The 22,342-nt window shown below is 63.6% G+C and carries 18 protein-coding genes; 9 read left to right on the top strand and 9 right to left on the bottom strand.

Translation table 11 applies throughout. The annotated features are described in order from the left end of the window. Positions 1-64 precede the first annotated feature (64 nt). Both BDK88_RS01840 and BDK88_RS01845 read left to right on the top strand, forming a co-directional pair. Positions 65-2,719 (top strand): valine--tRNA ligase, encoded by a 2,655-nt coding sequence (locus BDK88_RS01840; protein ID WP_130499766.1) that lies wholly within the window; start codon positions 65-67, stop codon positions 2,717-2,719. Positions 2,720-2,925: 206 nt separating this feature from the next. Beyond that, complete coding sequence (locus BDK88_RS01845; RefSeq protein ID WP_130498908.1) at positions 2,926-3,291, top strand: DUF7344 domain-containing protein; 366 nt, start codon at positions 2,926-2,928, stop codon at positions 3,289-3,291. A gap of 20 nt (positions 3,292-3,311) precedes the next feature. Here BDK88_RS01845 and BDK88_RS01850 read toward each other — a convergent pair whose 3' ends face one another. Next, positions 3,312-4,025, bottom strand: a complete 714-nt coding sequence (locus BDK88_RS01850; RefSeq protein ID WP_130498909.1) for a DUF1405 domain-containing protein — start codon at positions 4,023-4,025, stop codon at positions 3,312-3,314. A gap of 97 nt (positions 4,026-4,122) precedes the next feature. Here BDK88_RS01850 and BDK88_RS01855 point away from each other — a divergent pair, with 97 nt between their 5' ends. Together BDK88_RS01855 and pdxS are read left to right on the top strand one after the other, a co-directional pair. Continuing rightward, positions 4,123-4,884: an acetoacetate decarboxylase family protein gene (locus BDK88_RS01855; protein ID WP_130498910.1), complete on the top strand. Its 762-nt coding sequence runs from the start codon at positions 4,123-4,125 to the stop codon at positions 4,882-4,884. A 125-nt stretch (positions 4,885-5,009) separates the two neighbouring features. Beyond that, positions 5,010-5,918 carry a pyridoxal 5'-phosphate synthase lyase subunit PdxS gene (gene pdxS, locus BDK88_RS01860; protein ID WP_130498911.1) on the top strand — a complete coding sequence of 303 codons (909 nt, stop codon included), beginning with the start codon at positions 5,010-5,012 and terminating at the stop codon, positions 5,916-5,918. A gap of 290 nt (positions 5,919-6,208) precedes the next feature. Here the strand turns inward: pdxS and BDK88_RS01865 are convergent, their stop codons facing one another. From BDK88_RS01865 to BDK88_RS01885, 5 genes are all read right to left on the bottom strand, one after another. Beyond that, positions 6,209-6,544: a hypothetical protein gene (locus tag BDK88_RS01865; RefSeq protein WP_130498912.1), complete on the bottom strand. Its 336-nt coding sequence runs from the start codon at positions 6,542-6,544 to the stop codon at positions 6,209-6,211. Between the two features lie 88 nt (positions 6,545-6,632). After that, positions 6,633-7,511 (bottom strand): homoserine kinase, encoded by an 879-nt coding sequence (locus tag BDK88_RS01870; RefSeq protein WP_130498913.1) that lies wholly within the window; start codon positions 7,509-7,511, stop codon positions 6,633-6,635. Positions 7,512-7,833: 322 nt separating this feature from the next. Then, positions 7,834-10,938 carry a methyl-accepting chemotaxis protein gene (locus tag BDK88_RS01875; RefSeq protein WP_130498914.1) on the bottom strand — a complete coding sequence of 1,035 codons (3,105 nt, stop codon included), beginning with the start codon at positions 10,936-10,938 and terminating at the stop codon, positions 7,834-7,836. Positions 10,939-11,361: 423 nt separating this feature from the next. Beyond that, on the bottom strand, positions 11,362-12,639 hold the full coding sequence (locus BDK88_RS01880) for an MFS transporter (protein ID WP_130498915.1): 1,278 nt from the start codon (positions 12,637-12,639) through the stop codon (positions 11,362-11,364). Positions 12,640-12,731: 92 nt separating this feature from the next. Continuing rightward, on the bottom strand, positions 12,732-13,316 hold the full coding sequence (locus tag BDK88_RS01885) for a DUF6149 family protein (protein ID WP_130498916.1): 585 nt from the start codon (positions 13,314-13,316) through the stop codon (positions 12,732-12,734). 287 nt (positions 13,317-13,603) lie between these two features. Here BDK88_RS01885 and BDK88_RS01890 point away from each other — a divergent pair, with 287 nt between their 5' ends. From BDK88_RS01890 to carB, 5 genes are all read left to right on the top strand, one after another. Beyond that, the gene (locus tag BDK88_RS01890; RefSeq protein WP_130498917.1) at positions 13,604-14,842 is read left to right on the top strand and encodes an NAD(P)/FAD-dependent oxidoreductase; all 1,239 of its coding nucleotides are present in this window, start codon (positions 13,604-13,606) and stop codon (positions 14,840-14,842) included. 275 nt (positions 14,843-15,117) lie between these two features. Continuing rightward, positions 15,118-15,366 (top strand): hypothetical protein, encoded by a 249-nt coding sequence (locus tag BDK88_RS01895; protein ID WP_130498918.1) that lies wholly within the window; start codon positions 15,118-15,120, stop codon positions 15,364-15,366. Positions 15,367-15,461: 95 nt separating this feature from the next. Next, complete coding sequence (locus BDK88_RS01900) at positions 15,462-15,872, top strand: DUF7124 domain-containing protein (RefSeq protein WP_130498919.1); 411 nt, start codon at positions 15,462-15,464, stop codon at positions 15,870-15,872. 92 nt (positions 15,873-15,964) lie between these two features. Further along, a complete protein-coding gene (locus tag BDK88_RS01905; RefSeq protein WP_130498920.1) occupies positions 15,965-16,501 on the top strand; it encodes a DUF5815 family protein in 537 nt (178 codons plus the stop codon). A 252-nt stretch (positions 16,502-16,753) separates the two neighbouring features. Further along, positions 16,754-19,930 carry a carbamoyl-phosphate synthase large subunit gene (gene carB / locus BDK88_RS01910; RefSeq protein ID WP_130498921.1) on the top strand — a complete coding sequence of 1,059 codons (3,177 nt, stop codon included), beginning with the start codon at positions 16,754-16,756 and terminating at the stop codon, positions 19,928-19,930. Positions 19,931-20,011: 81 nt separating this feature from the next. Here the strand turns inward: carB and BDK88_RS01915 are convergent, their stop codons facing one another. The 3 genes from BDK88_RS01915 to BDK88_RS01925 all read right to left on the bottom strand — a co-directional run bounded on the left by BDK88_RS01915 (position 20,012) and on the right by BDK88_RS01925 (position 22,256). Beyond that, positions 20,012-20,668 carry a metal-dependent hydrolase gene (locus tag BDK88_RS01915; RefSeq protein WP_130498922.1) on the bottom strand — a complete coding sequence of 219 codons (657 nt, stop codon included), beginning with the start codon at positions 20,666-20,668 and terminating at the stop codon, positions 20,012-20,014. 188 nt (positions 20,669-20,856) lie between these two features. Then, positions 20,857-21,561 carry a CehA/McbA family metallohydrolase gene (locus BDK88_RS01920; protein ID WP_130498923.1) on the bottom strand — a complete coding sequence of 235 codons (705 nt, stop codon included), beginning with the start codon at positions 21,559-21,561 and terminating at the stop codon, positions 20,857-20,859. After that, the gene (locus BDK88_RS01925) at positions 21,558-22,256 is read right to left on the bottom strand and encodes a CDP-alcohol phosphatidyltransferase family protein (protein WP_130498924.1); all 699 of its coding nucleotides are present in this window, start codon (positions 22,254-22,256) and stop codon (positions 21,558-21,560) included. Before BDK88_RS01925 ends, BDK88_RS01920 begins: the two co-directional genes overlap by 4 nt. Positions 22,257-22,342: the final 86 nt, after the last annotated feature.

Raw genomic sequence — 22,342 nt, forward strand, 5'->3', positions numbered from 1 at the left:
AGCGCCAACCACAGTTTCCGACGACGCACCGACGACGCCCACGGCGGGCGGTGAGAGCATGAGCATGGACACGGCCGCACAGGACGAGCCGAGCCTCGAGGGGGGCTACGACCCCGAAACCGTCGAATCGCGCTGGCAACAGCGCTGGATCGACGCGGACGTCTACGCCTACGACGGCGACGAAAAGCAGGACCCGAACACGGTGTACGCGATCGATACGCCGCCGCCGACGGTCTCGGGCAGCCTGCACATGGGCCACCTCTATGGTTCGACGCTGCAGGACTTCGCCGCCCGGTTCCAGCGGATGGCAGACGGCGACGTGCTCTTTCCCTTTGGCTACGACGACAACGGGATCGCAAGCGAGCGGCTGACTGAGAAGGAACTGGACATTCGCCACCAGGACTACGAGCGCCGAGAGTTCCAGAACCTCTGTCGGGAGGTCTGTCAGGACTACGAGGCCGAATTCACCGAGAAGATGCAGGCGCTCGGGACCTCGATCGACTGGAACAACACCTACAAGACGATCGAACCGCGCGTCCAGCGCATCTCCCAGCTTTCCTTCCTCGACCTCTACGAGAAGGGCCGTGAGTACCGCAAGAAAGCGCCCGCGATCTGGTGTCCAGAGTGTGAAACCGCCATCTCGCAAGTCGAGATGGAAGACGACGAGCGCGGCTCGCACTTCAACGACATCGCGTTCGAACTCGTCGGCGACGACGCGCCACGCGAGGAGTTCGTCATCTCGACGACGCGCCCGGAGCTCATCCCGGCCTGTGTCTCCGTATTCGTCCACCCCGACGACGAGGACAACCAGGACCTCGTCGGCGAGACCGCTCGGATTCCGATCTTCGGTCACGAAGTGCCGATCATCGAAGACGAGCGCGTCGACATGGAGAAAGGCAGCGGCGTCGTGATGTGCTGTACCTTCGGTGACCAGAACGACATCGAGTGGTACCAGGCCCACGACCTGCCGCTGCGCGTGGCGATCGACGAGTCCGCGACGATGACCGAACTCGCCGGCGACTACGAAGGCATGTCCACCGAGGAGGCCCGCGAGGCCATCGTCGAGGACTTAGACGACGAGGGCTACCTGCGTGACCGCTGGGCGATCACCCACGCCGTGCAGGTCCACGAACGCTGTGACACGCCCGTCGAGTTCCGCGTCTCCAAGCAGTGGTACGTCGAAATCTTGGATCACAAAGACGAGTATCTCGAGGCCGGCCAGGAGATGGACTGGTACCCCGAGAAGATGTTCACCCGCTACCAGCACTGGATCGAGGGCCTCGAGTGGGACTGGCTGATCTCCCGCCAGCGCGACTCGGGCATTCCGTTCCCGGTCTGGTACTGTGAAGACTGCGACCATCCGATCATGGCCGAGCGCGAAGAGCTGCCGGTCGACCCGCTCTCGGACGACCCGCCCGTCGATGCGTGTCCGGAGTGTGGCCACGACGAGTTCGACCCCGAGGAGGACGTCTTCGACACGTGGGCCACCTCGTCACTCACCCCACTCATCAACGCCGGCTGGGACTGGGACGCGGAGAGCGAAGAGTTCACGATGGACAATCCCGAGCTCTACCCGTTCGATCTGCGTCCGCAGGGCCACGACATCATCTCGTTCTGGCTGTTCCACACCATCGTCAAGTGCTACGAGCACACCGGCGAGGTGCCCTTCGACGCGACGATGATCAACGGCCACGTTCTGGACGAAAACCGCGAGAAGATGTCCAAGTCGCGGGGCAACGTCGTCGAACCCGACGCAGTACTCGCGGAGTACCCCGTCGACGCCGTCCGGTTCTGGGCCGCAAGCGCCGCCGTCGGCGACGACTTCCCGTATCAGGAGAAAGACCTCACTGCCGGCGAAAAACTCCTGCGCAAGCTCTGGAACGCCTCGAAGCTCGTCGACACGCTCGCGCCCGCCGATCCCGACGAGCCCGCCGAGCTCGAGGCGATCGACCGCTGGCTGCTCGCGGAACTCGACGACGCCATCGAGGATCTGACGGCCCATCTCGAGGCCTACGAGTTCGCGAAGGCCCGCGACCGCCTGCGGACGTTCTTCTGGAACACCTTCTGTGACGACTACTTAGAGATCGCCAAGACCCGCGAGGATAACCCCTCGACGCAGTACGCGTTGCGGACCGCCCACCGAACCTTCCTCGAGCTGTGGGCTCCGTTCCTGCCCCACGTGACCGAGGAAATCTGGCAGGCGATCTACGTGGCCGACGACGCGGCCCTCGAGACGAGCAGCATCCACGTCCGCGACTGGCCTACCCCGCAGGGCCACGAGGCCGACTTAGCGGCCGGCGAAACCGCCATGGAGGTCATCTCGGCGCTGCGACGCTACAAGAGCGAGAACCAGTTGCCGTTAAACGCCGACCTCGAGTCGGTGTCGGTCTACGGCCCCGTCGACGGCTTCGAGGACGCGATCCAGAACGTGATGCACGTCCAGGACCTCACCGTGCTCGAAGAGCAACCGGAGATCACGACCGAGGTCGCCGAAATCGACCTCGATTACTCGACGCTCGGGCCGAAGTTCGGCTCGAAAGTCGGCGAGATCGACGCCGGCATCGAAAGCGGCGACTACGAGATCGACGATGACGAAGGCGTCCTGCGCGTCGCCGGCGAAGAACTCGAAGACGAGCTCTTCGAGGTCGAACTCGAGCGCACCTACTCCGGCGAGGGCGAGATGATCGAGACCGAGTCGGCGGTCGTCATCCTCGCGTAAGCAGTCGATCGCCGTCGCTAGGAGACGGGTCCGGATTCACGCAGGGCTCGTTTTTGAACGTTCGTTTCCTGTCTCCTGATGCGCTGTGGACACTGTGTCATCAGCAGAAAGGCTATAATGACATCGGGCAATCTCGAGGTGTGCTCTGCTGAAGTCGCTGAGCGCCGATCGGTCGGCCGCGCCGCGTAAGCCGAGTACAGAGCACCATGAAGACAGATACCTCGAATGCGAAACGTACGGCTGCCGACGACCGTCTCACTTCGAATACCATCTTCGAGCTGTTGTGCGAGGACCACCGCCGGTATGCGTTGTCCTACCTCACCCAGAGGGTGGGAGCGGTCCGTCTCGAGGAACTCATCGACCGGCTTGCCCACCGTGACGGCGAGCCGACGCCCGAACGGATCGAGCAGCTCACAGTCGAGTTCCACCACAACCACCTCCAGAAATTCCTCGATGCGGAGGTACTGCAGTACGATACCGAAGCCGGGACGGTCGAGCGGCGGGCCGCGGCCAGTTCGCTGGATCCGTACCTCGAGCTTGCGTCCGTCAACGACCTGTCGCTGGCAGAGTGACTACAGTTCGGAGCCAGCGGCTACGATCGGCCTCGGGCCGCCTCACACTTTTTCACGCGGATCGTGAGCGCGAGAAACAGCGCCAGCAGGACGAACGTCACTTCGCCCGCGGCGACGACGCCCAGCGCGTCGGCCTCGAGAAACATGGGTGCGTCCCGCGCGACCGGGATGATCGTGTGGTGGGGCTCGCCGACGACAGGGACGAAATAGTCGACGAGCAGGTTGCTCCAGTACCAGACGGTGGCGACCGCGACGGCCCACACCGGGAAGTCACTGATTCGGTAGAGCACCAGTGCCTGCACGACCATCGCGAGGTGGCTCCAGAAGAGGAAGTTGTACATCGCCGGGGAGAGATACGTGTAGGAATCGGCGAACGCGAGCAATGTATAGGGTGTCCACAGGCCCAGCACGATGTTGCCGAAAAACGCCAGTGCAGTGAGCCACGGCTGCTCGCGGCCTAGCTTCCAGCAGGCGAGCGCCAGCGCCACGAACAACGTTGCGAGCGGGCTGTCCGGCACCCAGGGCCACAGCACTGCCGTCGTCTCGGCGAACTGTCCCGAGTAGTACCAGAACCCAAACGCCGTCCCCACGAGGTTGATCGCCACGACGAGCCACGCAAATCGCAGCCCCAGGTCCTCGACCGTCGTTGGCAGTGGTGCGAGATACGACGGGAGCGACTCGCCGTCGGTGCGGTCGCGGTCGGAGAGCTGGCCACTCGAGGTCGAGGCAGTCATTGTCCGGCGCGACGGCCGGAACCTGCAAAACAGTAGCGGTTATCGCTGCCGGCGGCCGACCCCTATCACTACGATCGATCCCTGCGTACCGCCAGCTATGACCACGGCCGACCACCGGTCTCGAACACGGCTGTCGACTGGCCACGAGATATCGCTCCCACTCGCGTTATCGCTCGCGATGGGTGGCGTCGTCGTTCCTGCCCGCCGGAGTCGACTCGAGGCGATCCTACCGGACGCCCTCTCGTCGCTGGCGATCGCACCCGGCGTGGGCTGTGTCGCACTCGTCGCGATTCAGTACCACCGCGTCGGCGGCGACGATCGGGACACAACGGGACTCGAGCCCTACGACGAGTTCGCAGTCATCATCCCGGCAGTGCATGAGAGTCGAACGAACACCCCCATCGCACAGCTCGCAGGCGGCGAGATCGGTGGCTACGTCCACTGGCTCCCGGTAACGACCGAACCTGCGGTCGCGCTCGGGCGCGAGCTCTGGGGGTACCCCAAGGAACGCACCGACGTGACGGTGACTGACGGGCCGAACGGGGTCCGTGCGGTCGTCTCCGGTGGGCGGTACGGTGACCGCGAGACCGTCCGGCTCGAGGTCGCCCGCCCGCGAATCAGCGCTCGAGCCCGCGACTGGACGCTGGCGAGTTACACGACGAAAGAGGGGACACTCGTGTGGACACCGGTCCAGATTCAGGGGGAGGTGGCGATCGGGATCGGCCCGTCCGTCGGCACGCGACTCGAGGTTGCGCCGGCGCTGGCACGGGAACTGGGACTGTGGCAACGGCCGGTCGGTCGACTCTATGGGTCCCGCGTTCGGGCACGCCTGCTCGAAGGCGAGTGGATAACCGAGTGATATGACTCGGGCATATATGAGTCACGATACCGGTGTTTTCGTCCGTTATGCAGCTGATTTCGGACACTGCGGACAAGCCGTCCCCAAAGAACACGCGTAAGTGCGGTGGCTCCTAACCGCGCAGTATGGCCGAGAACACCGATCTCGAGGAACTGCGACGCGGGACCGATCTCGTCAAGCGCGGGTTCGCCCGGATGCAGAAAGGCGGCGTCATCATGGACGTCGTCGACCCCGAACAGGCACGCATCGCCGAAGAGGCCGGCGCAGTCGCTGTCATGGCGCTGGAAGCCGTCCCCGCTGACATCCGCAAGCGCGGCGGCGTCGCCCGGATGGCAGACCCGGCAGACGTCGAAGAAATCGTCGAGTCCGTCTCGATTCCCGTCATGGGCAAATCCCGGATCGGCCACACGAAGGAGGCCCAGGTCCTGGAAGCCGTCGGCGTGGACATGATCGACGAGAGTGAGGTTCTCACGCCCGCTGACAATGCCTATCATATCGACAAGCGCGACTTCACCGCGCCGTTCGTCTGTGGCGCGCGTAACCTCGGCGAAGCCCTGCGCCGGATCGACGAGGGTGCAGCGATGATCCGCACCAAAGGCGAGGCCGGCACCGGTGACGTCAACCAGGCTGTCCACCACCAGCGCACGATCAAGGGTGCGATCCGAAAGCTCGAGGGGATGAGCCACGAGGAACGCGAGGCCTACGCCCGCGAGATCGAAGCGCCCGCGGACTTGGTCCACGAGACCGCCGAGATGGGCCGACTCCCAGTCGTCAACTTCGCAGCGGGCGGCATCGCGACGCCGGCCGACGCCGCGCTCATGATGCACCACGAGTGCGACGGCATCTTCGTGGGCAGCGGCATCTTCGGCGCAGAGAACCCACCGGAAATGGCCGAAGCGATCGTCGAAGCGACGAACAACTGGGACGACCCCGAGACGCTCGCAGAAATCTCGAAGAACCTCGGCAAGAGCATGAAAGGCGACGCGAACGTCGACCTCCCCGAAGAAGAGAAGCTGCAGGGACGGGGCGTCTGAGACGGACTACTGTCAGTCAGTTCCGGCGTCTCCGCGACCCGTCCTGCGGAGACGCCGGTAAATCGGTACAGCAGACCGTCTGAAGACGGCGGCTCGTTCGAACGCGGTCACCGTTGTTTTTGCTCGAGTAGTGTGAGACTTAGTCATCGAGTTCGGCTTCGTAGGCTGTCAGCGTGGCGTACGGAACGCGTGGCCCGGCTCCCGAGTCTGACTTCGTCGCCAACGACGGTCCCAACGACCGTCTCCTAACGGGCAGTCGGCGGCTGTTATCGCCGGTCCTCCATCGTCGGTTAGGACCGAGCAACTGTCACGAGAACAACTGAGAGAACCAGTAGGTACGTCACCAGCGCACCGATCCCGGCCGAGAGCAGCCGCGACGGTGCGACGGCGATGCCGATGCCAACGATCACGAACGCGCCTGCAAGCGTTCCGAGTTGGACGGTCGGTCGCTCCCAGTACTGGCGGACGAGGTCGCTATGACTGAACGCGATCGCCTCGAAGACGAGTGTTCCAAGGACACCGACTGCCACGAACGGAAGCAAAAGCGGGGCGCTCGCGACGGCGAGGCCGCCGACGAACGCCGCCAGTGCGATTACGGCGAGGACGCCATCAGTTACTAGACTCATCACCGCAACTCCTCTGTCGGTCAGTTACGGCGCACTCACGAACGTGTTGTGGTTGCAATGAAACCCAATCCCGGTGCCAACTAACGGCTCAGCGATACAGTCTCGCGCCCTCGCCGACGACGGTCTGGTAGGCACGGCTTTCGACACCAACCGCGTCGAAAGCGTCGACCATCGCTGCAGCGATCGCCCGCTGGTTCTGGCGGTGACAGACCGCCAGTACGCCTGGCCCGGCACCGCTGACGGTTACACCGGTCGCGCCCGCCTCGAGGGCGGCCTCACGAACCCGGTCGTAGCCGCTGATGAGTTTGGTACGTTCAGGTGTGACGATGGCGTCGGACATTCCACGACCGACGAGGTCGGGATCGTCTTGTGTCATTCCAACGGTGAGCGTGGCGGCGTTGCCGACGGTGTCGACGACGTCCGCAAGCGAGGCCGAGTCGGGGACGACGCCGCGCGCGTCGCGCGTCGACACGGAGATATCGGGAAGACAGGCGACGACGGGGACGGACGCGTCGACCTGCGTGACGCCGTCGTCGGTGACGACGGTGAAGCCGCCGAGCAGTGCCGGTGCGACGTTGTCCGCGTGTGCCTCGCCGGAGACGAGCGCTTCGCCTTCGGCGGCGATGGGAACGAGTTCCTCCCGCGAGCAGCCGCGGTCGTAGAGGGCATTGAGCGCGACAGCGGCGGCAGCCGCGCTCGCGGCTGACGAGCCAAGCCCCGAGGAGGGTCGGACGCCTTTGTCGATTCGGATGCGCGCCGGGGCATCGAGGGCCTCGGCGACCGCACCGACGGTGTTCTTGGCAGGGTCTTCCGGGATGTACTCGCTGCCGGCTCCCGTAACCGTAATCGTCGTTTCCGGGGCGCGCTCGACCCGAATCACGTCGGCGGGCGTCCCGAGAGCGATGCCGAAGACGTCGAAGCCACTCCCGAGGTTCGCACTCGTCGCCGGTGCCCGCACGGTGAGCATGCCGATTCCTTTCAAGACGGCAGTCAAAAAGGTAGCGAACGAAGACGACGCACAGTGTCAACTCGCCAGCACCGCGAGACCGTATCGGCCACCGATAGCGATCTCCTGTCTGTCTGTCTGATCACGATCAATACCGCCTCGAGCCCGGTATTCGATTCGGTTCCAGTGATCGGGGCTCGCGTGGAAGCAGTGAGAAAACAGCAATGTGGCGTCGTGGACGGCGGAGTGCTGTCAGTCAGTGCCGCTATGGCCGCCGGACGGCTTGCCGTCGCGCCGGCAACCCGCGACAGCAAGGCGTCTCAGCGACCGGCGATCGACTCGATTACTCGTCGTCGGTCGTCCCGAACGTGAACACGTCGTCGCTTTCTGTCGTGTCGTCCGCGTCGTCATCCGACGCGTCGTCGTTGTCGAGGACATCGTCATCGGCGTCCTCGCCGTTTTCGTCGTCTGTCTCCTCATCGACTGGTTCAAGCGGTTGTGCGGTTCCATCGTCGCCACCAGCCGACTCGCCGTCGACTGGTCCGAGCGGTTGTGCAGTTGCGTCGTCGGCATCTGACTCGTCGAAATCGTCGTCGACTGGTCCGAGCGGCTGCGCAATTGCGTCGTCGGTATCTGACTCGTCGAGATCGTCATCGACTGGCCCGAGCGGCTGCGCAGTTGCGTCGTCGGTATCATCCTCAGCCGTCGATTCGAACGCGTCGTCCGTGTCGTCGCTGTCGGCGTCGAGTTCAGCCAGCGGGTCAGCGTCGTCCGCAAGTGAGTCTGCCGCGTCGTCACCAGCGGTGTCGGCATCACCAGCCGACTCGAGGGAATTATCGTCAGTATCGGGGCTCTCGTCCGATTCGATGCCGAGGATCTCGTCGGCATCCAGCTCGTCGGCGTCGTCTGCGGGCCCCATCTCGAGTGCGTCCTCGGGGCTAGCTTCGTCTGTGGTATCAGCAGCTGGCATGTTCTCGAGCGCGTCCGTCGCCGACGCGCCGGTATCGGTTGTGTCGCCGTCCGACTCGCGGTCGGTGGCTTCGAGGGTGAGACCGCCAGTCTGGTCGCCGAGCCCAGTCTCGTCAGCGCCGAACGACGCGTCGGACACTGACAGCTCCGCGTCGACGTCGAACGTCGACTCGAAGTCGACCTCGTCGGTGTCGATGTCGGTGTCGAACTTATCGAGTGCCTCGGAGAGCTGTGCGGCCTGCTCGGAGAGCGTCGAGGCGGATTCCGTGACCTCAGTGAGTGCGGTGGTCTGCTGTTCGGCCGCGGCAGCGACGTTCTCGGCTTCCGCGGTAGTCTCCTCGGAGATCGTCGCCGCGTTATCGACCATCGCGACGACCTCCTGGGTCGAGGCTGCCTGCTCTTCGGTGGCTGCGGAGATTTCCTGGACGCCGATGTTGGTCTCCTGGGCGAGGTCAGCGATCTCCTCGAGTGCTTCGACGGCTTCCTGAACCTGTTCGGTTGCGTCTTCGATGTCCGCGCTCGTGCCCTCGACTTCGGCGGCGGACTGTTCGGTGCGTTCGCGGATCGCCTCGAGGCGGTCCTCGGCCTCGTCGGCCGCCTGTGCGACGTCCTCGGAGAGGGCCTTGACTTCCTTTGCGACGACGGAGAACCCTTCGTCGTCGCTGCCGCTTGCGGATCGGGAGGCCTCGATGTTGGCGTTCAGCGCCAGCATGTTCGTCTGGCGAGCGATCTCAGAAATCGTGTTGATCAGCTCGTCGATCTGCTGGACCTCTTCTTCGAGGCGGCGCATCTCGGCAACGGCGTCGCCGGCCTCGGATTCGATCTCGTCCATGGCGGTGATCGCCGTCTGAGCGGCTTCCTTCCCTTCCTGTCCGGTGTTGACGGTCCGTTCGGCGATGTCGGCCACCTCGTTCGAGGAGGCGGCGATCTCCTCGGTCGTCGTCGAGAGACCGCTCATCTCCTGATTGACCGACTGCAGCGACTCGTTCTGGCGATCCGCGCCGTCGGAAATCTCCTGGACCGAGCCGGTAACCTGCTCGGATGCAGAGCGGACTTCCTCGCTCGAGGCGGTCACCTGCTCGGAGGCGGTCGCGACATCGGTCGCGAACCGGCTGAGCTCGGCGATGGTCAGCTCGATCTCGTCGAGCATCTCGTTGATGTCCTCGCCGATCTGTTGCATCTGCTCGTTGTCGCTGTCGACCGTCGCGCGGGCGGTGAGATCACCGTCGGCAGCCTTGCCCATGACCGTCGAGTACTCGGTGACCTTGTCCTCGAGGTGGCTGTTGATCTCCGCGGCACGTTTGCGCTCGCGTTCCGCCTCCTCGCGTGCGGTTTCGGTTTCGCTGATCTGCTCGCGTAGTTCGTCACGCATCGAATCGAAGCCATCGTAGAGGCGGCCGACGTTGTCGATCCGGTTGGTCTCGAGGTCGACGTCGAGGTTGCCTTCTTCCATCTGGCTGGCCTTGTCGGCGAGTCGGCCGATCGAGACGGCCGTGTTCCGGCCGAGGACGGCACCGACCATGCCGATCAGGAGGACGGCGAAGAGCGTCGCGTAGATCCCGTATTCGTTGATCGTGGTGACGAACCCGAACGCCTGGCTGGCGGGTTCGTGGGTCACGACGACCCAGTCGGTCCCGACGACACGGGCCGAACTGGTGACGTACTCGTCGTCCGTGAAGTCGTAGGCGTCGGTCTCGAAGGTCAGCGACGAACTATCGATCCGCCGTGTCGTCGCACCCTCGGTCCGTGCAGCGGTCAGCAGGCTGGTGTCGCCACCGTATGCCTGTCCGAGCGTTTCGTGGTTCTCACCGTAGCCCACGTCGTCGAGCATCACCTCGTTGTCGCCGTTGAGGACCATCGTCGTGGTTCCGTTGTCGCTCTCGAGGTCGTTCGCGTACGCCTCGAGGTCAGCGGTGTAGATGATCGCCCGGTCTTCGTTTGCAGCCGAGCGCTGGACGTAGGAGATGACGGTGCGGTTCTGGCCGGCCTCGCTCTCGGCGAGGGAGGTATCCGACACCCACGGAGCGGTCTGGGTCGCGTTTGTGTACGCGCTTTCGGGGATGTTCTCGAGGTCGGCCGTCGACGCACCGCGGAACGCGTCGGTGGTGCTTGCGGTGACCGTCCCGGCGTTTAGATCGACGTACGAGATGTCGAACGTGTCGTTGTCGAGATGTTCCTCCCAGTCAAGGAACTGCTGTTCGATCGCCGCGGGATCGTCACTGGCAACGACGTTCGATCTGGCGATCATCTCGACCGTGTGTTCGTTCTGCGAGTTCCACATCTGCAGGCTCTGGGCTTCCTGCTCGGTAGCGGACTCGTGGTCGGTCTCGACCTGATCTTCCATCTGGTTCGTGATCTCTGCGGTGGCGGCGTACCCGACCAATCCGACGGACAATATGAGTATCAGTAACGCGACCGCGAACTTGATCGCGTACCTGCGTCGGATGGCCGCTGGCACCAGCCGTCGAGCGAAATCCATAGATAAGAGATGCGTTCTTTCGTCGGTACATAAATTATAATCCGCTGTTATCGGAGGTGATAATCGGCCGCAAGAGACGAACGACGGTACGTAACGCAGTTTAGTGTGTTAATTTCCAGAAAACTATGCTGTAGCAACGTATCTGGTGCTATCGGACGCCGTTCTCGGCCAAACGTTCAAAATAGCTGGCGTTTACGGGTCGTCTCGTCTTCAGATTGCCGTCGACGAACGCACCGACGGCGGCGGGATCCGCGGCCGTGCGGTCGAACTGGCTGTCGGCGACTCGAACGCGAGGGCATCCAGACCGTCATCTGACCCGACGAGCAGGCGGAAGGCGACTACGTCGAGCCGAACTGGTTCTGAGCGCCTGCTGCGGACCGTTTTCTCAAATATTGGAGTCCGTCGCCGGTGAAACCGGCAGGATCAGTCGTCCGCGTTCGCCTCGAGCGTTCCATCCCCAGTCACGAACCGATCGCCACTGACCAGCAACGCGCCGGCGAGCAGACCGCCGATCCCCGCGAACGCGGCGATCATTGCGAAAAACGCCGTCTGCGAGAGTTGGCCGAGGACGACGCCGCCGAATGCGATGCTCACCGAGCCGACGCCGAACTCGGCGAGGTAGGTGTAGCCATAGGAGAGCCCGCGGGCGTCCGGCGGCGTATAGAGCGCGACCGCGTTCTGGTAGAACGGCTGAATTGCAAACAGGAAAAAACCCAGCACGCCACAGAGGATGACGATCGGGACGAGCCCGACACCCGTCGCCGTCACCGGAACGAACGCGAGCCCGAGCGCTGCGAGGACGACGAAGATACCCGTGAGTCCGCGCGCCGGCGTCACGCGGCTGGTCAACTTTCCGCCGGCGTACTGGCCCGCCATGCCGACGACCAGCAGGCCGACGTAGATGTAGTCGGCTGGTTCGATCCCCTCGAGACCAGCCGGCAGCGCGAGCCCGTCCATCGCCGACAGACCGTGGAGGATTTCGGGCAGGTAGGTCAGCGTCCCACGGTAGTACAGTCCCTCGAACGTGACGAGGACGAAGACCACGGCGAAGGCGCTTGCAAACAGCGTGCGCGTATTCCCGACGATCTCCGACAACGAGAGTGCCTCGTCGGGCCCTGCGTCGGCATCGTCTGCGACCGCCGCGGTCGGATCGAACTCCGCGCGCAGGCCGTAGCCGATCGCGAGCAGGCCAGGCACGGTGAGGACTGCGGCGACGACGGACCACTCGAGGAAGATCAACAGGGTGGCGGCAACGAAGGGACCGAGCGCGATGCCGGCGTTGCCGGCGATCCCGTGCCAGGCAAAGACGGTGCCTCGATCCTCGACGCCGGTGCTGATGAGCGCAAGGCCGGCAGGGTGGTAGACGCTTGCGGCGATCCCCCACAAGATCAGTCCGGCCGCGATGGCATAGATCGAATTCGCGGCGGCGAGGACGAGAAAGGACAGGCTCATGCCGGCGAGACAGACCAAGACGAGTCGTTTGGTGCCATACCGGTCGGCGAGGATCCCGCCGGGCAGCGCACCGAGGCCGAACGGCGCGTAGCCAAGCGCGACGACGATCCCGAACAACGCGACGCCGACGTCGAACTCGGCCAGCCAGACGACCAAAAAGATCGGGATCGAGGTCTCGAACCAGTGGACCAGCGCATGGCCCGCCATGGTAAAGCCCGCGATCGCCCGATCGTTCGCGTTCAGGGCCATGAATCGTTGCTCGACATCGAGTCTCTGCGCACTTAGCGGCTTGGAAACCGGCGGGGCCCGGACGGACGGGCGACAGAAATATCCGACTGGGTTCAGCTGTCTTCGTGCTTCTTGACGACCTCCGAAACATCGACGTCTTCGGGTTCGTCCTGTCCGCCGACGACGAGGTCGCCGTCGGCAGTTTTGACGTACACGTCGTCAGCGAAGCCACCTTCGGCGTGGGGATGCTCGGGATCCTCGAGTCGCTCCGGCGTCGAGGGAGCCTCGGGGACGCCTTCGGGCGGGGCGAACTGACCGAGGGGCTCGTCGATCGTGATGTCCCATCGCTCGAAGAACTCGCGGTAGCGGTCGTAGTGGGCCTCGAGTTCGTCGGCAGGGAACTCCATCATCTCGGTCCAGCCGTGGTTGTAGAAGTCGAAGTTGGCCTGAATGTGGGTGATCTCGCGGGCTTCGGCTTCGGAGTAGCCGTCCTGTAGCGCGCGCAGGTAGGTATCCATCGTCGCGTCGAAGAACCCATCGAGGTGCTCACGGCGGTCCTCGGCGTGGGCGGGATCGGCCTTCCCGGTAAAGATTCTGGTGTGGAGTTTGACCAGCCCCGCGTTGGCGACCGAGCGGACGCCCGGCGTCTCGAGGGCCTTCTGGTAGGCGAAGTGTTTCGCGTTCTGGCGGAGCTTCATGTCCGGGGTTTATGCACACCTCCTAAAGAACAGTTCGGACAACATTGTTAGGGTGTGAGTGTCCACGCGGCGCGTCACGATCACGTGCTTGTCGCTGACGGGACGTCCGGAGACCAAAGCGGCAGTAATCTGTCTTCTCTCGAGAGATGATGCCTGATTATTGATGAAAGAACCATACTGTCAAGAATTACAGGCAGTATGTTTACTATTGTTGTGTCTCTCATGCCAGTCCGGAAAAATAGACGAGATAGCAATCCACTTTAACCCGGGTTACGAACGGTCTGGATATGACTCAGTACGTCATCATCGGTGACGGGATCTCGGGTAGTTCGGCTGCCGAGACCCTCCGGGAGGAAGACCCGGAGTCGGAGATTACCGTCATTACCGATGAGGGGGAGCCACTGTATAACCGGATTCTCATCAAGGAACACGCGAAAGGCAAGCTCCCTGAAGCGCCCATCTCGATCCACGACGAGGAGTGGTACGACGAACGCGATATCGACCTCTCGCTGAACACCTTCGTAACGAGCGTCGACACCGACGCGAAGGTCGTCAACACCCACGAGGGCAAGGAGATCCCCTACGACAAGTTGCTCGTCGCGACCGGCGGGACGCCGACACAGCTCCCCGTCGATAACAGCGACGCTGATGGGATCCACCACTTCTGGACGTTCCAGGACGCGCGAGCGATCCGCGAGCACGCCGAACAAGCCAACAAGGGCGTCATCGTCGGTGCCGGCCTGCTGGGCATCGACTTCGCAGCCGTCTGTGGCGCACAGGGGATCGACGCCGACTACCTGATGCGTGGCGACCGCTGGTGGCGCTACGCGCTCTCGGGAGCGGGTGCCGAGATCATGCACGAGGGCATGCGCGAGGTCGGCGTCGAACCCGTCTTCGACAGCGGCGTCGATCACTTCGAGACCGACGATGACGGGCGTGTCACCGCCGCCGTCGACCCCAACGGCGACCGCTACGAGTGTGACTTCGTCGGCGCTGCGATCGGGCTGGACTTCAACACCGAATACCTCGATGGAGTCGGGCTCGAGCAGGACAACGGCATTATCGTCGACGAGTACATGCAGACGAACGTCGACGATATCTACGCGGCCGGTGACATCACCCGCTTCTACGATGTCCTGCTGGGCGAGCAAGCCCAGAACGGCTCGTGGGGGTCGGCCAAAGAGCAGGGCCGAGTCGCTGCGGTCAACATGGCCGCCGACGAGGAAGCCGAGGAGTTCGAATGGGTGTCCTCCTACTCCATTACGCACTTCGACTTCCCGTTCCTCTCCTTTGGCCACCCGACGATTGGCGACGAACACGCCGAACGCAAGTACTCAGACACCGAGTGGCGACGCATCGCCTTCAAGGACGGCAAGGTCGTCGGCGGCGTCCTCATCGGCGATCTCTCGCCCCAGAGTCAGCTCAAACAGCTGATGCGCGAACAGCGCAAGGTCGCTGACCAGGCCGAGGTCCTCCTCGAGAAATCCGTCGATCTGGACGAACTCGCACCGCCACAGGAACAGTAATCCGACACGTACCGTTCGTTCCGCGCGATTCGTTTTCGACTCCCGACGTTATTGTGCGCTGTTGCAGCTGGCGCTGACCACGTGCCTGTGACTGATACGGTCTGCTGTACCGATGTCCCGGCGTCTCCGCGACCCGTCCTGCGGATACGCCGGAACTGACTGACAGTAGCCCGTATGAGGAGCCTCGCTGCCAGTCGGCCGACACGCCCACCAGCGACGCCGCTCATCGGTCCTCCAGCCGGAACTATTAAGTTGAAGTAATACATTTGGTAACAATGAACATGGCAGCCAGTAAACCCCGCCGCCGATCAGTACAACTCGAACGTGTCGACATCCGACTCGAGCGTGTCGAATCGGTCGCGCCGGATGCAACCGTTCGCCACGTCGACCAGCTCGATTCGGAGACGCTGGAGGCCGTGTACGCGGCTCTGTCGGCGGATCGATCCGTTCCGGCTGCGGGGACTGGACTCGAGCCCGGTGAGGTGATCGTTTTCACGGACTACTTCCGCGTCGAGCGCGCCTGAACGGCGCTTATAGACTGTGCGATGAGAGCGCCAACGTGTCGGAGTGAGTGTGCGGTATCGAAGTCGTTTTCCCACGTGCGCGCGTTCGGTGGCACATGAACGGCGATAGCGACATGACGCTGGCGTTCGAACTCGAGGCGCTGAAGGCACTCGCCTCGCCCGAGCGCGTATTCGAAGACGCCAGAGGCTGGACCGAGTACATCGGCGTCGTCTCGGAGAAGCCGACCTACGTCGTGACGAACTTCACGCGGAAGAACCGCGTCCGACAGGACTTCTTCTCCGGGCCCCGCGGGAAAGAAGAGAGCCTCGAGGGTGTCAAAGACCAGTTCGACACCGACCGGTACGTCTACATCGGTGCCAGTGAGGAAGACGAGGCACTCGCCGATGCAGTCGACTGGGAGTATCTCGCCGTCGAGGACGCCGCCGAAGCAGCCGACTGGATCCTGGCGACCCACGCCGACGAGGAGGGCGACGAGGACGACCAGGTTCGCGACGACTGGCCCTGAGACGGACTAGGTACCCCTGACTGCGATCGGAGTCCGTCAACCGATCTGCCGATGTCGTCGCCCTTATCCCCTGTCCTCCCGAAAAACGGGCAATGACACCACCCCGCGATCCAGGTTCCGACGGTAGCGACGACCTCGAGCTTCCCTGCGGGGAGACCGTCGACCCTCACGCGATCGATCTGGGCATGCGCGAGTATCGTTGTCCCTGCGGTGACGTCCACGCCGTCGTGACCGACGTGCATCCGCCCTCGCGCTTTTTCCCGGAGTCGCTCGTGGCCATCCTTCAGGAGACGATCGACACCGACGACGAGTTCGAGGAGTTCGGCACGCCACACCTCATGGGCGTCGTTTTAGAGGAGTTCCCCGAAGAGGTCGTCGTCCACGACGCGGCCGACGACGGGGCCGTCGGCTACACCCTGTTGTGGATCGCCGACTTCGATGCGCGGCGACTCCACGAGATCATCGTCGAACTCGTCGTCGAACTCATGGAACACGCGATCAGCCACGCCGACGACGACGCCGCGATCACCGAGTTCGAGTCCCAGATGCTCGAGTTCGATGTCTCGACGTTCGTCGAGCAGTACCGGCGAGAGCGCGAGTTCGAAAGCGAGTACGACCAGCCGATCTAATCAGCTCCGAGCCACGACGCGACGAGCGAGATCGGATTGTATGTCGCCGATGGTCCGTCACGACGACCCTCGAGTAGCGCTCACTAGTATGCCTGTGGATTACACCCGATCGACAGAACCGGCCGCTGGTTGGACACTCGGTGCGTTTCGGGACTTGCGTTCCCTCGAGTTCGAATTTCGAAAAGCCATTTCGAGATTCGTACTGTATCGTGGGGCTTATTACGATGTACGAACTTCGATTCGACAAGACAAATGAGTACGGACACCGCCGTAGACGGCGAGACGGGGGACGGACGCACGATCCTGTTGATCGGAAGTGGCCCGATCCAGATCGGGCAGGCAGCCGAGTTCGACTACTCCGGCGCACAGGCCTGCCGGGCGCTTCAGGAGGAGGGTGCCCGCGTCGTCCTCGTCAACTCGAACCCTGCGACGATCATGACCGATCCGGAGATGGCCGACCGGGTCTACATCGAGCCGATCACGACCGACGCCATCGCGGAGATCATCCGCAAGGAAAACCCCGACGGCGTCATCGCCGGGCTCGGCGGCCAGACCGGGCTGAACGTCACCGCCGAACTCGCCGAAGAAGGCGTCTTAGAGGAGTACGACGTCGATATCATGGGGACGCCGCTTGACACGATCTACGCGACGGAAGACCGCGACCTCTTCCGCCAGCGCATGGAGAAGATCGGCCAGCCGGTTCCCGCCTCGACCACCATATCGCTCGACGAGGGCGAAGAGGTCTCGGAACTGACCGAAGCCGACCTCGAGGAGCGCGTCCAGGACGCGGTCGACGAAGTTGGTGGCCTGCCGGTCATCGCCCGCACCACGTACACGCTGGGTGGTTCCGGCTCGGGGGTCGTCCACGAGATGGACGAACTCCTTCGTCGCGTCCGCAAGGGGCTGCGCCTCTCGCGCAACAGCGAGGTCCTCATTACGGAATCGATCGCCGGCTGGGTCGAGTACGAGTACGAGGTCATGCGCGACGCCGACGACTCGTGTATTATCATCTGTAACATGGAGAACATCGACCCGATGGGCATCCACACGGGCGAGTCGACGGTCGTCACGCCCTCACAGCTCGTCCCCGACGAGGGTCACCAGGAGATGCGCACCGCCGCACTCGATGTCATCCGCGAACTCGGCATTCAGGGCGGCTGTAACATCCAGTTCGCCTGGCACGACGACGGCACGCCTGGCGGCGAATATCGCGTCGTCGAGGTCAACCCGCGCGTCTCGCGTTCCTCCGCGCTGGCCTCGAAGGCGACCGGCTACCCGATCGCCCGCGTGACCGCGAAGGTCGCACTCGGCAAGCGCCTCCACGAGATCGACAACGAAATCACGGGCGAGACGACTGCGGCGTTCGAGCCCGCGATCGACTACGTCGTCACCAAGGTGCCACGCTGGCCCAAAGACAAGTTCGACGACGTCGACTTCGAGCTGACGACGGCGATGAAGTCGACCGGCGAGGCGATGGCCATCGGCCGCACCTTCGAGGAGAGCCTCCTCAAGGCGCTTCGCTCGAGCGAGTACGAACCAGATGTCGACTGGGACGAGGTAAGCGACGAGGAACTCGAGGAACGCTACCTCGAGCGCCCATCGCCGGATCGCCCGTACGCGATGTTCGAGGCCTTCGACCGCGGCTACACGGTCGATGAGGTCGTCGACCTGACCGGGATCTTCGAGTGGTACACGGAGCGCTACGCGAATATCGCCGACTCGACGGTCGCTGCCCAGGAGGGCGATTTCACCGAAGCCGCGATCACCGGCCACACCAACGCCAGCATCGCTGCGGCTGCCGGCTCGGACGTCGAAACCGTCGAGACGGAAGTCCCCGGCCGCACCTACAAACAGGTCGACACCTGTGCAGGTGAGTTCAAAGCAGAGACGCCGTACTACTACTCCTCGCGCAAAAACGAGTTCGAGAAGGGCCCGCTCGTCGGAGAGGCGGCCTCGGGCGAACTCGAGGTCGACCGCGACATCGAGAGCGTGATCGTCGTCGGCGGTGGCCCGATCCGCATCGGACAGGGTGTCGAGTTCGACTACTGTTCGGTCCACGCGGTTCGTGCGCTGCGCGAGCTTGGCATCGACGCCTACGTCGTCAACAACAACCCAGAGACCGTCTCGACGGACTACGACACCTCCGACGGGCTGTTCTTCGAGCCCATTACCGCAGAGGAGGTCGCCGACGTGGCCGAAGCCACGGGCGCTGACGGCGTGATGGTCCAGTTTGGCGGCCAGACGTCGGTCAACATCGGCGAACCGCTCGAGGACGAACTCGAGCGCCGTGACCTCGACTGTGAGGTTATGGGGACCTCGGTCGAAGCGATGGACTTAGCCGAGGACCGCGACCGCTTTAACCTCCTGATGGAGGAGATGGGGATCGCCCAGCCAGACGGCGGCACCGCCTTCTCGAAGGAAGAGGCCCTCGAGCTAGCCCACGACATCGGCTATCCCGTCCTCGTCCGTCCGTCCTACGTGCTTGGCGGCCGCGCGATGGACGTCGTCTACAACGACGCGGAACTCGAGACCTACATCGAAGAAGCCGTTCGCGTCAGCCCCGAGAAACCGATCCTCGTCGACGACTTCCTCGAGAACGCGGTCGAACTCGACGTCGACGCGGTCTCGGACGGCCGCAACGTCATCATCGGCGGCATCATGGAACACGTCGAGACCGCCGGTGTCCACTCCGGCGACTCCGCGTGTATGATCCCGCCGCGCTCGCTCGACGAGGACACCTTAGAGCGCGTCCGCGAGGTCACTGAAGACATCGCCGAGGCGCTCAAAACGAAGGGCCTGCTGAACGTCCAGTTGGCCGTCCGCGATGGCGAGGTCTACGTCTTAGAGGCCAACCCGCGTTCCTCGCGTACCGTCCCGTTCGTCTCGAAGGCGACCGGCGTCCCGATCGCCAAACTCGCCGCGAAGGTCATGGCTGGCGAGACGCTCGAGAGCCTCGAGGTCGACGAGCAGATCCCCGAGCACACCTCGATCAAGGAGGTCGTTCTGCCGTTCGACCGCCTGCCAGGTTCGGACCCGCGTCTCGGCCCGGAGATGAAATCCACTGGCGAGGTCATGGGTACGGCGAGCGACTTCGGCACGGCCTACTGGAAGTCCCAGCAGGCGGCCGACAACGCCGTCAGCGAGGGGACTGCCGTGGTCGATCTCGACGTCGACGGCTTCGAGCAGTTCTTCGACGTCGCGGAGTTCGACGACGTGCCACAGGCGATCCGCGAAAACGAGGTCGACTTCATCGTCAGCCGCGACCGCGACAGCCTCGAGATGGCCGTCGAGGAGGAAATCCCCTACCTGTCGACGGTGGCCAGCGCTGAGGCCTACGTCGAAGCCCTCGAGAGCTTCGATGGTGACCTCGAGGTCGCTGCCGTGACCGACCGTCCGAAGAACGTCGCCGAGTGGGGCAGTTCGGAGTAAGCACATCGAGCCGGCCGTTCGCCCGCTCGAGCCCCAGCGATTCGTTCTTACCCGCCAAAGAACCAGGCTGTTATCAGCGTCTTAGCGACCAAACCGAATATCGACGGTCGTTCCGTCGGTTTCCGTTTCTTCGATCCGTACCGTCGGGAGGAGTGTGCGTACCCGCGTCGGTACGAGATTGCTGAGTCCCGTACTGATCGCCGCGAGCCGTTTTCGACACAGCGTGTAGAGCCCTGCGAGCGCGACCAGCCAGAACAGGGTGATATCGGCGGCTGTCGGTGTCACGGCTGACGAGACCGCGACGGTCGCAAACGCCAGACAGACGAAAAAATCCTCCGGCGCGCCCGAGTAGCGGACGTATCGGCGCGGTCGATGCCAGCGGCCGAGAACGTGGTTGTAGACGCCGGTGTCCATCGTGGGGTTCCAGGGTTCGCGCTCGGCACTGCCCCCGAGCACGTCGGAGACGGCGTGCAGTGCTGCGGCCCCTACGGCGACCGTCGGGAGCAAGAGCGCCGACCACCCGGTGAGGAGAACCGCGCCGAACAGCAGGAGCGTCACGGCCGAAAAGCCGACCGGATAGTGAAGCGTCTTCCGATGGCTCGCAAGCAGGTCTGCGTCCGGTGCGAGCCCGCCGAGAAACGCCGCGAGCAAAAGCGGGCCACCGACGTGGTCACCGACGACCGGAAAGACGACGACAGCCACCGCGAGACTCGCGAAGCCGTGCGTAAGCGCCATCATAGCGATACTGATCAGTATGTAGCTCTCAGTACTGATAAACTGACGGGCTGTCACACGGATTCGCTCCGGAACTCACACCGGGTCGTCGAGCAAGAGCGGATTGTGATTCGGTTCGGGCACACCAGCCACGAATGCGGCCGGACACAAGCCAGCCGGTGCTGCCACGCAGGTCCCTTCGACGGCGGCTTTCAGAGCAACGAGGGCGTCTTTCGCTTCGCGTTTCCGAGGATTTTGGTCAGGTACTGCCAGGTCGTCGTGCGCCGTCCGACGGCTGCAGTTCGACCTGCACGCATTGACTCGAGGATCGCGTCGGTCGTCGGGGTGGCGGTTGCGGGAAGCCGGACTTCAGTGACGGCACGACCGACGTTTCCCGGTCGATGGGCGTCGCTGCCACCAAACTGTGGATAGTCATGGCCCATCGCGAATCGCTCAGCCTGTCGGTTGCGGACGTTCGTAACAGCATGGGCGTTGTAGACTTCGACGCCGTCGACGTCGTCGATCGCTGCCCCGCGGGCCCCATGTCGAGACCGCTGGAATGGGTGAGGGACAACCGCGACGCCGCCCATCGACTGGACAGTTCGTGCCGTTTCGACGAGGGGGCGACCGGGTGCTGGAGCGGAGTCGACACCCATCGCGAGCAGGTGACCGTCGGCAGTCGAGACTTCACACCCAACGATGACGGTGAGGTCACGATCGACTGCGAGTTCCGCGACGCGGACGGCTCCCTCGACCGTATCGTGATCCGTGACGACGACGCCGTCGAGTCCGACGGCCTGTGCCTGCTCGAGCAGGTCTTCGGGGGCCGTCACTCCGTCGTAGGACGCCGACGTATGAACGTGTGGATCGATGCGGAGTGTCAGCGGTTGTCGGTCGCCGACTGTATGGCCCGTCATAGGTAGCCGAACTCGAGGGCAAGCGCGAGTCCGGCAGCGACGACCGCGGCGAGGCCGGCCAGTGCGTGGCTGACATCGGTCTTGTAGGCCTTGTAGTCGGAGACCATCAGCGGGCAAGCGGCACAGATCAGCAGACCTGCCAGCCAGCCGTTCCAGACGCTGACGAAGGTCGCGACGAAGTAGTTCGCGACGACGACGAGGTTCGTGTGGACGACGGTCGTTCCGTGGTAGTAGCTGGCACCGTCGTCGTCGCCGAACCCGTCGCTGTTGTGTCGAACCAGCCGAAGACCCCCAAAGGCGAGGACGAGAAAGCCGACGATGAGGCTGGCGAACACGCTAGGGGCGAGCACGAAGTGATACAGCAGTATCGCTGGGACCAGATACGCGAAGATGTCGATGAACGAATCCACCTGTCGACCGAACGGCGACGACGTTCCGGTCCGACGGGCATACCAGCCATCGGCCTTGTCGAGACAGAACGCGCCGAACATGGCCAGCAACGCCCAGTTTGGCTCCCCGCGAACGAACAACAGCGCGCTCGCCCACCCGACGAACAGCGCGCCGAGACTGATGTAGTCCGCACCCGTGAGCTGTCTGAATACGTTCGTTCTGTCGGTCGTGTTGACGACCCGTCGATCGGCGAACTCGAATCGGTCCCGAACCCCTCGTATCGCCTCGCGAAGTTCACTCGTCATCCGTTCGGCTGGAGACAGTACAGCAATTAGTATAAATCTGCTCCGAGAACTATTTACTTAGTAGTATTCTATATAGGTATTGTCGG

The organism is Natrinema hispanicum (assembly GCF_004217335.1).
In the GTDB taxonomy this organism is placed as follows: Archaea; Halobacteriota; Halobacteria; order Halobacteriales; family Natrialbaceae; genus Natrinema; species Natrinema hispanicum.

What these genes read in the sequence shown, in the direction of transcription:
- BDK88_RS01840 (WP_130499766.1), top strand. Translation starts at nt 65, where the DNA reads ATGGACACGGCCGCACAGGACGAGCCGAGCCTCGAGGGGGGCTACGAC.
- BDK88_RS01845 (WP_130498908.1), top strand. Translation starts at nt 2,926, where the DNA reads ATGAAGACAGATACCTCGAATGCGAAACGTACGGCTGCCGACGACCGT.
- BDK88_RS01850 (WP_130498909.1), bottom strand. Translation starts at nt 4,025, where the DNA reads ATGACTGCCTCGACCTCGAGTGGCCAGCTCTCCGACCGCGACCGCACC.
- BDK88_RS01855 (WP_130498910.1), top strand. Translation starts at nt 4,123, where the DNA reads ATGACCACGGCCGACCACCGGTCTCGAACACGGCTGTCGACTGGCCAC.
- pdxS (WP_130498911.1), top strand. Translation starts at nt 5,010, where the DNA reads ATGGCCGAGAACACCGATCTCGAGGAACTGCGACGCGGGACCGATCTC.
- BDK88_RS01865 (WP_130498912.1), bottom strand. Translation starts at nt 6,544, where the DNA reads ATGAGTCTAGTAACTGATGGCGTCCTCGCCGTAATCGCACTGGCGGCG.
- BDK88_RS01870 (WP_130498913.1), bottom strand. Translation starts at nt 7,511, where the DNA reads ATGCTCACCGTGCGGGCACCGGCGACGAGTGCGAACCTCGGGAGTGGC.
- BDK88_RS01875 (WP_130498914.1), bottom strand. Translation starts at nt 10,938, where the DNA reads ATGGATTTCGCTCGACGGCTGGTGCCAGCGGCCATCCGACGCAGGTAC.
- BDK88_RS01880 (WP_130498915.1), bottom strand. Translation starts at nt 12,639, where the DNA reads ATGGCCCTGAACGCGAACGATCGGGCGATCGCGGGCTTTACCATGGCG.
- BDK88_RS01885 (WP_130498916.1), bottom strand. Translation starts at nt 13,316, where the DNA reads ATGAAGCTCCGCCAGAACGCGAAACACTTCGCCTACCAGAAGGCCCTC.
- BDK88_RS01890 (WP_130498917.1), top strand. Translation starts at nt 13,604, where the DNA reads ATGACTCAGTACGTCATCATCGGTGACGGGATCTCGGGTAGTTCGGCT.
- BDK88_RS01895 (WP_130498918.1), top strand. Translation starts at nt 15,118, where the DNA reads ATGAACATGGCAGCCAGTAAACCCCGCCGCCGATCAGTACAACTCGAA.
- BDK88_RS01900 (WP_130498919.1), top strand. Translation starts at nt 15,462, where the DNA reads ATGAACGGCGATAGCGACATGACGCTGGCGTTCGAACTCGAGGCGCTG.
- BDK88_RS01905 (WP_130498920.1), top strand. Translation starts at nt 15,965, where the DNA reads ATGACACCACCCCGCGATCCAGGTTCCGACGGTAGCGACGACCTCGAG.
- carB (WP_130498921.1), top strand. Translation starts at nt 16,754, where the DNA reads ATGAGTACGGACACCGCCGTAGACGGCGAGACGGGGGACGGACGCACG.
- BDK88_RS01915 (WP_130498922.1), bottom strand. Translation starts at nt 20,668, where the DNA reads ATGATGGCGCTTACGCACGGCTTCGCGAGTCTCGCGGTGGCTGTCGTC.
- BDK88_RS01920 (WP_130498923.1), bottom strand. Translation starts at nt 21,561, where the DNA reads ATGACGGGCCATACAGTCGGCGACCGACAACCGCTGACACTCCGCATC.
- BDK88_RS01925 (WP_130498924.1), bottom strand. Translation starts at nt 22,256, where the DNA reads ATGACGAGTGAACTTCGCGAGGCGATACGAGGGGTTCGGGACCGATTC.